The organism is Brachybacterium sp. HMSC06H03 (assembly GCF_001807385.1).
Taxonomy (GTDB): domain Bacteria; phylum Actinomycetota; class Actinomycetes; order Actinomycetales; family Dermabacteraceae; genus Brachybacterium; species Brachybacterium conglomeratum.
The window spans coordinates 1-7,981 of record NZ_KV788681.1 but is presented as its reverse complement, the minus strand read 5'-3'; the positions used below and the strand labels follow the sequence as shown (position 1 = coordinate 7,981).

Annotated in this window: 8 protein-coding genes and 1 pseudogene; 4 read left to right on the top strand and 5 right to left on the bottom strand. The window is 68.9% G+C overall.

Annotated elements, in window-relative coordinates:
- The 4 genes and pseudogenes from HMPREF3159_RS02955 to HMPREF3159_RS02940 form a co-directional block, all read right to left on the bottom strand.
- Positions 1 to 1,529 (bottom strand): annotated as a pseudogene (locus HMPREF3159_RS02955) (hypothetical protein); the annotation flags it as partial.
- Complete coding sequence (locus tag HMPREF3159_RS02950) at positions 1,513 to 2,283, bottom strand: DUF8175 domain-containg protein (RefSeq protein ID WP_070499600.1); 771 nt, start codon at positions 2,281 to 2,283, stop codon at positions 1,513 to 1,515. The pseudogene HMPREF3159_RS02955 and the gene HMPREF3159_RS02950, both read right to left, overlap by 17 nt.
- Complete coding sequence (locus HMPREF3159_RS02945) at positions 2,283 to 2,573, bottom strand: hypothetical protein (protein ID WP_010552463.1); 291 nt, start codon at positions 2,571 to 2,573, stop codon at positions 2,283 to 2,285. The genes HMPREF3159_RS02950 and HMPREF3159_RS02945 overlap by 1 nt, the downstream gene beginning before the upstream one ends.
- Before the next feature lies 1 nt (position 2,574).
- Positions 2,575 to 3,534: a MinD/ParA family ATP-binding protein gene (locus tag HMPREF3159_RS02940; protein ID WP_070499599.1), complete on the bottom strand. Its 960-nt coding sequence runs from the start codon at positions 3,532 to 3,534 to the stop codon at positions 2,575 to 2,577.
- A gap of 315 nt (positions 3,535 to 3,849) precedes the next feature.
- Here HMPREF3159_RS02940 and HMPREF3159_RS02935 point away from each other — a divergent pair, with 315 nt between their 5' ends.
- Genes HMPREF3159_RS02935 through HMPREF3159_RS02920 form a run of 4 tightly spaced genes read left to right on the top strand, consistent with a single transcriptional unit; the run spans position 3,850 to position 7,528 of the window.
- Complete coding sequence (locus tag HMPREF3159_RS02935; RefSeq protein ID WP_141748040.1) at positions 3,850 to 4,095, top strand: hypothetical protein; 246 nt, start codon at positions 3,850 to 3,852, stop codon at positions 4,093 to 4,095.
- A 55-nt stretch (positions 4,096 to 4,150) separates the two neighbouring features.
- Positions 4,151 to 5,254, top strand: a complete 1,104-nt coding sequence (locus tag HMPREF3159_RS02930) for a C40 family peptidase (protein ID WP_168165363.1) — start codon at positions 4,151 to 4,153, stop codon at positions 5,252 to 5,254.
- On the top strand, positions 5,251 to 5,793 hold the full coding sequence (locus tag HMPREF3159_RS02925; RefSeq protein ID WP_070499596.1) for a hypothetical protein: 543 nt from the start codon (positions 5,251 to 5,253) through the stop codon (positions 5,791 to 5,793). The genes HMPREF3159_RS02930 and HMPREF3159_RS02925 overlap by 4 nt, the downstream gene beginning before the upstream one ends.
- Before the next feature lie 16 nt (positions 5,794 to 5,809).
- Positions 5,810 to 7,528: a MinD/ParA family ATP-binding protein gene (locus tag HMPREF3159_RS02920; protein ID WP_070499595.1), complete on the top strand. Its 1,719-nt coding sequence runs from the start codon at positions 5,810 to 5,812 to the stop codon at positions 7,526 to 7,528.
- A 62-nt stretch (positions 7,529 to 7,590) separates the two neighbouring features.
- Here HMPREF3159_RS02920 and HMPREF3159_RS02915 read toward each other — a convergent pair whose 3' ends face one another.
- On the bottom strand, positions 7,591 to 7,824 hold the full coding sequence (locus tag HMPREF3159_RS02915) for a glutaredoxin domain-containing protein (RefSeq protein WP_070499594.1): 234 nt from the start codon (positions 7,822 to 7,824) through the stop codon (positions 7,591 to 7,593).
- Positions 7,825 to 7,981: the final 157 nt, after the last annotated feature.

Below are 7,981 nucleotides of genomic sequence, written 5' to 3'. Positions count from 1 at the left end.
TTGCCGGCACCCGCCGCGGCGGCGTTCCCGCCGCCACCTGATGTGCTCAAAGAACCCAGCTTGTTCGTACTGCCACCTGATACGCCCCCGCCGGGCTGGGGCGCAGCCGGTGCTGACGGCATGGAGGAGGACGAGGATCCCTGGCCAGTGGGCGGGGCTCCTCCGCCTCCTCCGCCACCGGCACCGCCGCCGGACGTCTGCATACGGCGCATCCCGACGGTCATCATCATTCCGCCCGCCGCACCGGCAGCGGCCGACGCCGGGTTGAACCCGCCGCCGTCGACCTCCGAGCCGTCCGGCAGGAGCGGGATGAACTTGAACGCCACCCACGGCGCCAGCCCCACCGCGAGAAGCGCCAGAATGATCATGCAGCCCTCACCGAGGGTCTGCAGCGCGTCCTGCCCCAGCAGATTCAGCGGCTTGAACGACTGGATCATCATGAACAGCACCGTGATCACGAACAGCAGCGTCGGCTTGGCGAGCATGATCCCGAGGACCAGCATGGGGACGCGCAGCGCCTTCGACCTCCACCGCGGATGGGCGAGCATCCCGAACGCGATCGCCATCCCCACCGACGTCATGTAGACCGCCATGCCCTGCGCAATGAACATCACGAACACCAAGACGGCGCCGATGAACAGGATGAACCAGAACACCAGGCCCATCAACACACCGCCCGGCATCAAGTTCGCGGTGACCGAGAAGATCGCCCCCTCGAGCACCGTCTCGTAGATATCCTCGCCACCCCAGGCAATGATCCCCCGGTTGAACGCCGCGATCATGTTCTGGACGACGTAGGCCAGCACCGGCGCCCAGACCATCGAGATGATCCCGCCCATGAGGTACTGGAAGCTCTCGCCCAACTGGTGCGCCGAGATACGGTCACGGGCCGCGTCCTTGAGCACCATGATCATCATGACCGCCGCGACGAACAGCCCGATCCCACCGGCAGCGGCGTAGGCGTTCCGCCACCACTCGGCGCTGAAATCGGCGTTTCCGATGTTCACCAGTTCGCCCATGACCTTGTTCAGGAAGTCGACCGCGCCTTCCTTGAGCATGTTCACGATGTCCTCGAACGCGCTCTGCGGATCGTCGATGAACGCTTTCGCCTTCTTGGCGGTGTCGATGACCTCCTCGGCCTGGCCGATCGTCGCGTCATAGGCCGTCTGCGCGGCATCTCGCAGGCCACCGACGTTGGCAGTCACCAGGCCGACACAGCCCACCGTAGGAACGGGGCCGAGCGGCAGTAGCGCGCCGCACATGATCTGAGGCTGAATCTCCTCGAACGACGGAGCCTGCGCGATCGCCCCCTCAGCCAGCTCGACACACTTCTCCAGGAGATCCCCGCCGCCGGTCGGCAACAGGTCGCACGCGAACTCTGCCGCGGCGGTGTTGCCGGCGGCGCGAGCCGCTTCCTCGTCCTCCGCAGACGGTTCAGCGAGGGCAGGACCTCCACCGATCATGACCACCAGAAACAGAGTTAACGCCGCCACCAAAAGACGGCGGGAGTGCTCAGCTCGCGTCTTCATAGTTCTCCCACTGGGTGTGCGTTCCCACCAGGGTCGACACCTCATCGTCCGGCTCGGTAACAGGCTCCTCAGGCAACGTGGTCGGGGCCTCCGCCTGGCCAGTTCCGCTGATCTTCCAGTCACCATCCACCCAGGCCAGCGTCGTCGAGGAGGTGGCGTAATAGAACTCGCCCTCTCCCCAGTAGTCGTAGGCGTGCACGATCTGCACGGTGGCCGACTCTTCCTCCGTGCACTCAGCAACGGTGAAACCGCCCCAGTCGGGACGGATCGAACCGCGGGGGCTCTCTGCGTCACCAAACTCTTCGAGCATCTCTCGCGTGCTCTGGACTGAACTTTCCTGGTACTCGCCGGTGGTCAGCTCCTCGGTGAGCGCAACGTATTCCTCTTGGCTCAGCTCTCCGGAGGTGGCCTTCGTGTAGTCCAGTCCGACGAGGTAGTTGGTCGCGGCCTCGACCGCTCCCTTGCAGGTTGGCTCGTACCCCACGGGCACGGAGGGATCATGCTCGGAAGCTGCCGAGCCGCCTTCCCCGACCGTGACCTTGAGGTCGTCCCGAATCACGGGCTGACTCGACGGGGGCGCGGACGACGTCGTCGCCCCGCCCTCCCGCGGCTCCTCGTCGTCGGAGAACAGCAGCTGCGCGCCGAGCACGCCCGACAGTGTGAGTAGCACCAGAACGGCCACCGAGAGCACCGCGATGACCGGCCCCCGGCGGAGCCGGCGCCGGTCCTGCTGCTCGTCGCGGAGGTCCGACATCAGCCCTGCACCGAGCCCACGATGAACAGGATGGCGGCGAAGATGATGCCGAGTGCCGCGCAGGCACCGAACGCGATGAGCGCGACCTTGAGCTGTCCGGCAGCCTCGGTCATCTCTTCGCTGCGGTTGGAGTGCCGCGCGACGGCCCACTTCCCCGTGCCGATGAGCGCGCCGATCGCGCACGCCACGAAGGCCAGGGCCCACAGGCCCCCGAGGACCAGGGCGACAAGGCTGTTCACCTCTGCGCCGAAGATATCCAGGCTGGGAGCAACTCCCTCAAACGGGTTCATGTCAGTTTCCTTCCGTGGTGGGTGATGCGGTCAGGTAGGGGTTGTCGATGTCCGCCAGCGTCCGGGAGACCGTCGCTCCCAGGCACAGGAATGCTCGCTGCGTGGGAGCAGCGAGACGGTCGAAGGACAGCCGTGAGCCGGCGTCGATGTGCGGGTCGTACGGGATCTCGAGCACTTCGGCGGTGTTCTCCTCGAACCATTCCCGCCACTTCGGCGCGTTCTCGCGATCGACCGCGGCGCCGCGCACGTGGGAGATGACCGTGACCGCGTTGCGGACCAGGTCGTCGCGGCCCATCTCGTGCAGCTGCACGATCATCTGCTGCGCGGAGCGAACGTGGTCGTACGACCAGCGCAGGGGGATCACCAGCACGTCGGCGGTGTCGGCGGCTGCGGTCCAGTTCGGGGCCAGCAGTGAGTTGCCGGTGTCGACCACGATCAGCTGATAGAAGCGCGAGAGGATCGCGTGCAGCCTCATGAACTCGTCGTGGCCGATCATCCGCATGCTGCGGGAGTCCTCCGCAGAGGCGAGGACGTCGAACTTGCCCACCTGCTGGTGGCGCAGGAACCGGCCCAGATCGCCTGTCCCCCCGCGCCCCGTCTCGAAGAGCTCCGCGCTGTCCAGGAGGTCGACCGCCGTGGTGGGGAACCGCCCTACTGCGGTGCGCAGCCCCAGCGTGCCCTGGTTCTCGTTGTTGTCCCAGGCGACGACCCCGCCGCCGCGATGCTCACCGAGGATCGCGGCGAGCAGCGCCACCACGGGAGTCTTTCCGGCCGAGCCCTTGTGGTTCGCGACCGCGACCGTCATGGGGCGTGAGAGCTGCAGGCCCGCGTCCCGCTCGTCATCGAGCCGGGACAGCTCCTCCTTGCCCGGACGCAGCTTCACCAGACCGAGGGTGGCCCGGGCGAGGCGGCGACGCCACCCCTCCGACGCCACCAGGCGATGGTCGCCGGGAGAGGCCACCGCGAGATCGTCATATGACGGCCGATTTGTGAGGTCACTCACGTCTGTGGAAGTCTGCGTGACGCCTGAACGATTCGGGGGAATCAGGGGGGAAGCAGGTCCCTTCTTCGTATCCGCTCGGTCCTCCCGGGACTCTGCCGTCTCCGCCTCCGCGGGGGTAGCCGCCCCAGGGAGGTGACCGGACTGTTGAAGAAGCTCATGGGCAGCGCTCTGCCGGCGTTCGTAGCTCCCGCCCTGCCAGTCGTTCACTGCAGCCCCCTGTGGTTACGTCTCATCATGCTTCCATAGTCTCGCATGTTCCCGTAGCATGCAAGCATGCGGAAACTTGCACAACCTCAGTTCGATCGGGCGATGCGCCGCGACTGGCCGATGATGATGGATGCGACCGACATCGCTGAGTTCACCGGGTGGACGAAGCTCACGATCCTGACTTGGATCAAGGAGGGGCAGCTCACGGGGGCGTTGACGCTCTCGGACGCCCCGAAGTCGACCGTCCTGATCCCCCGCGAGATCGTCTTCGCGCAGCTCGACCCTCGCCAGAGCCCCAGCACTCAGGAGTGATGGAGCCATGAAGAAGGTCCTCGCACTCGGTGTCGGAGGCGTCCTACTCCTGGGAGTGACCGTTGTCGGCGCAGCCGTGCTCGACGACCAGGACAGCGCAGCCATGTGCCTCCCGGGCGGCGCAGCCGTCACCGTCAGCGTCGACGGCCTCCCCGAGGAGATCGCCGGCCACAGCGGCGACGCGCTCCGCAACGCCGCGGTCATCGCCCAGGTCGGCCAGGAGCAAGGCTTCGGGAAACAGGGACAGCTCGTCGCGCTCATCACCGCGATGCAGGAAAGCCAGCTCGGCAACCACCCCAGCACCGCCAGCCCCGACGAGAACGGCGACGCCGGCGTGTTCCAGCAGCGACAGCTGGACGGCTGGTACGGCTCCCTCGAGGACGTCAACGACATCACCTACGCCGCCACAGCCTTCTACAACGGCGTCACCGCCGAGAGCGAGGGCGACTACGGCACGGCCGGCGGAGGCGCTGGCTACGGCCACATCCCCGGCCTCACGGACATCTCCGGCTGGGAATCCATGGAACCTGCCGCAGCAGCCCAGGCGGTGCAGCGCTCCGCCCATCCCGACGCCTACGCCGAGCACCTCGACGAGGCCGAAGCAATCCTCGCGGGACTGGCGAACGCGAACGTCAGCGTCGACAGCGCTAGCACCAGCGACGCCGGCGGAGCCAGCGACAGCGGCGGGGACCACTGCGCCGCCCCCACCGTTGAGGCCACCGGAGACGCTGCCGAGGCCCTCGCGCGGGGCCGGACCCTGCTCGGGACGCCCTACGAGTTCGGCGGCGGGGGCACGCACGGACCTGACACCGGCATTGACTGCAGCGGCTTCGTGCTCTTCGCCTTCGGGCTCGACTCCAACGAGATCGGCCGCACGGCCCAGGCCCAGTTCGACAGCCTCGCCTCCACCAGCGTCCCGCCCGACCAGATCCAGCCCGGCGACCTGATCTTCTACGCCAAGGGCCGCACCGGCGCCGTCGGCTCTCCCGACGCCATCAGCCACGTCGCGATCTACTCCGGCGACGGCAAGATGATCGAGTCCACGCGCTACAACGGCGGCACCGAGCCCGGCGTCCAGGAGATCGACGCCCAGGTCGAGGACGGCCGCGGCTTCGTCGACGTGCGCCGTCTCCCGAGCACCACCGAGGAGCCCGCATGATCCACCGACGCCTCCCGTACGTCGCCGCCGCCGCGCTCGTTGTGCTCGCCGCCGGCTGCACCCCGTCCGAGCCGGCCCCGACGACGCCCCCGCCGGCGCCCACGGAGTCCACCCCGGAGGAACCGGACTGGACCTACAGCACGCCCTCCCCGACCAGCGACGGCCCCGACGACATCCCGGACGACAGCCTCATCGACGAAGAGGCCGACCAGGACGCACGAGATGGCGCGGCTGCCGCAGCGACCATTACCGCCGAGGTCTGGGTCCAGGGCGCGACCCTCGAACAGCGTGAGTGGCAGGAACGGCTCATGGAGACGCTGACCCCGATCGCGCAGGACTCGTACCGAGACCGCTGGTGGGGTTACCGAGTTGCCGAAACCGAGATCACCGGTGAGCCCGAGATCGTCGCCGCAACGATGGCCAGCGCCACCGTCACGATCCCCACCAACGCCGGCGACCTCACCCTCACCGTCACCCGTCCCACCCCCACCGACCAATGGCTCACCAGCGGCATCGAGCCCGCCACCACCGAGCAGTGACCCCAGGAGACACGCCATGACCGACGCCCAGATCACCATCAACCACGACGGCACCGGATCCGTCACCGTCGACGGCGAGACCACGACGCTCGCGGCCTCGGGAGCCGTCGAGGCGCGCCAGGAGGCTACCGCGCGCATCGCTAAGCGCGCGGCCGAGCTCGGCCGACCACTCCCTGCGACCGCCACCGAGAGCGGCCGCACCTGGCCCCTGCTCATCGGGACCGACGGCACCGTCACCCCACGCCCCCAGGAGGACGCTGCAGCCGCGCGGCCGTCCACCGTCAGTGCACCGTCCGTCGAGATCCCCGACGCCCAGGCGGACCTCGACGTGACGCGCTCCCGCCCCGTCACGGGTCAGCCCGCGCCCTCCTGGGAGCAGCCGGCCACCGACCCCATCATCAGCGAGGTCCCCGGAGCGCAGGACGACCTCGAGGCCACGCGCCCCCGCGCGATCGCCACCGAGCCTCCCGCAGCACCACGGCACTCCGCTCCGGCGCCGCAGACCCCTTCCCCTGCCGTCGATCAGGGCTCCCCCGTCGACGAGCTGCACACCTTCCGCGAGGTGCAATCCGACGTCCACTCCTCCGTGGCCCCGACCCAGCAGAACGAGAGCCAGCACGCGCCGGGCCCCGACACTGGCCCGGCGGTCGTTGATCCGCCGGCCGCTCCCGACGCCGTCGACGCCGACCCCCGCTGGTCCGACATCTCGCAGCAGCCCGCCGCGCACGGCTTCCGAGGCACCCTCAACGGCATGGGGCTCAAGCTCGCCCCCACCGACGAGGAGCTCGCCGTGCGCCGCGAGAGCCTGCGTCAGGAGATCGCGCGCGAGGAGGAGGCGCGTCGCGCCGATGAGCAGCTCGCCCAGGAGGAGGCGGCGCGGGAGACCCGCCGTGCCATCCGCGAACGCGCGGCCGCGGAGAAGGACCGCGCCGAGCGCGCCATCATCCAGACCCCGTTCGAGGAGCCCAAGAAGGTCATCATCGCCAACTACAAGGGCGGGCAGGGCAAGACCACCGTCACCTACGGCATCGGCGCCACCGCCGGCCGGATCCGCGGCGGCGACGTCATCGCCTGGGACGCGAACGAGACTCAGGGCAACCTCGGCTTCCGCGCCAAGAAGGCCCCCACCGCCCGCAGCGTCGTCGACCTGCTCGAGGAAGCCGCCGACGACTTCACCACCGTCGAGGGCAGCAAGCGCTCCACCCTCGCACGCTTCACCCGCTCCCAGGGTGACAACCTCTTCACCGTCCTCGCCTCCGACGAGTCCCGCGACCGCCAGGACCTCGTCGACGCAGACGCCTTCGAGAAGGTCCACGAGATCCTCGGCCGGTTCTACTCCCTGATCCTCATCGACACCGGCAACAATCACCGCGTCTCGCACTTCAAGGCCGCGCTCGAGGCCGCCGATCAGCTCGTCGTCCCCGTTTCGGCCGGCGCCGACGGCGCCCACGCCGCCGAGGCCATGCTCGACTCGTTCGAGAGCCTCGGTCACGGGGACCTGGTCGAGAACGCCGTCGTCCTGCTCAACGACTCTGCGACTCGCCGCGGCGACGCCACCGGGATCGCCGCCAAGTTCCAGCAACGCGTCCGGGCCATCATCCCGATCCCCTTCGACCCCGCACTCGACAGCGGCGACGAGATCGACTTCGACGCGCTGCAGGCACCCACCCGCGCCGCCTACCAGGAAGCCACCGCCGCAATCGCCCACGGCCTCGCTGGCACCAAGGAGGGCTGACGATGGCCCTTGGCTGCGCGCGAGGCACGGGGCCCGCCCCCGAGGGGACGGACCCCGCAGCGTCACTGCTGCTTGATCCGATCCGGCCGGAACCCCGCCCAGGCGTCCCCGCCCGGAGTCAGCACCACCGGAGCCTCCATGAAGCCCGCAGCCTGGAAAGCGGCCCGCTGATCGTCGGTCACGTCCTCGAGGGACACCTCCACGAAGGCGATGCCAGCCTTCGCCAGTGCGCGCTTCGTCGCGGTGCACGGACCGCAGAGGGGACGGGTGTAGATGGTGACGATCTCGCTGTTCATGGTGGCTCTCCTGCCTGGGCTGTCCGGGTGGTGACAGGACACAGACGCCGCCTCGATCAGGCGGTGGAGCACCCGCAGGGCCGCAGCGCAGCGGAGGACCCGGGCAGCCCCAAGGGAGAGAAGTTCTCCGGCGAAACAAGGGAGCTTGCGACCGCGT

Bases quoted from the DNA above. Each gene is read 5' to 3' on its own strand.
- HMPREF3159_RS02950 (WP_070499600.1), bottom strand. From the start codon at position 2,283: ATGTCGGACCTCCGCGACGAGCAGCAGGACCGGCGCCGGCTCCGCCGG.
- HMPREF3159_RS02925 (WP_070499596.1), top strand. From the start codon at position 5,251: ATGATCCACCGACGCCTCCCGTACGTCGCCGCCGCCGCGCTCGTTGTG.
- HMPREF3159_RS02945 (WP_010552463.1), bottom strand. From the start codon at position 2,573: ATGAACCCGTTTGAGGGAGTTGCTCCCAGCCTGGATATCTTCGGCGCA.
- HMPREF3159_RS02915 (WP_070499594.1), bottom strand. From the start codon at position 7,824: ATGAACAGCGAGATCGTCACCATCTACACCCGTCCCCTCTGCGGTCCG.
- HMPREF3159_RS02920 (WP_070499595.1), top strand. From the start codon at position 5,810: ATGACCGACGCCCAGATCACCATCAACCACGACGGCACCGGATCCGTC.
- HMPREF3159_RS02935 (WP_141748040.1), top strand. From the start codon at position 3,850: ATGCGGAAACTTGCACAACCTCAGTTCGATCGGGCGATGCGCCGCGAC.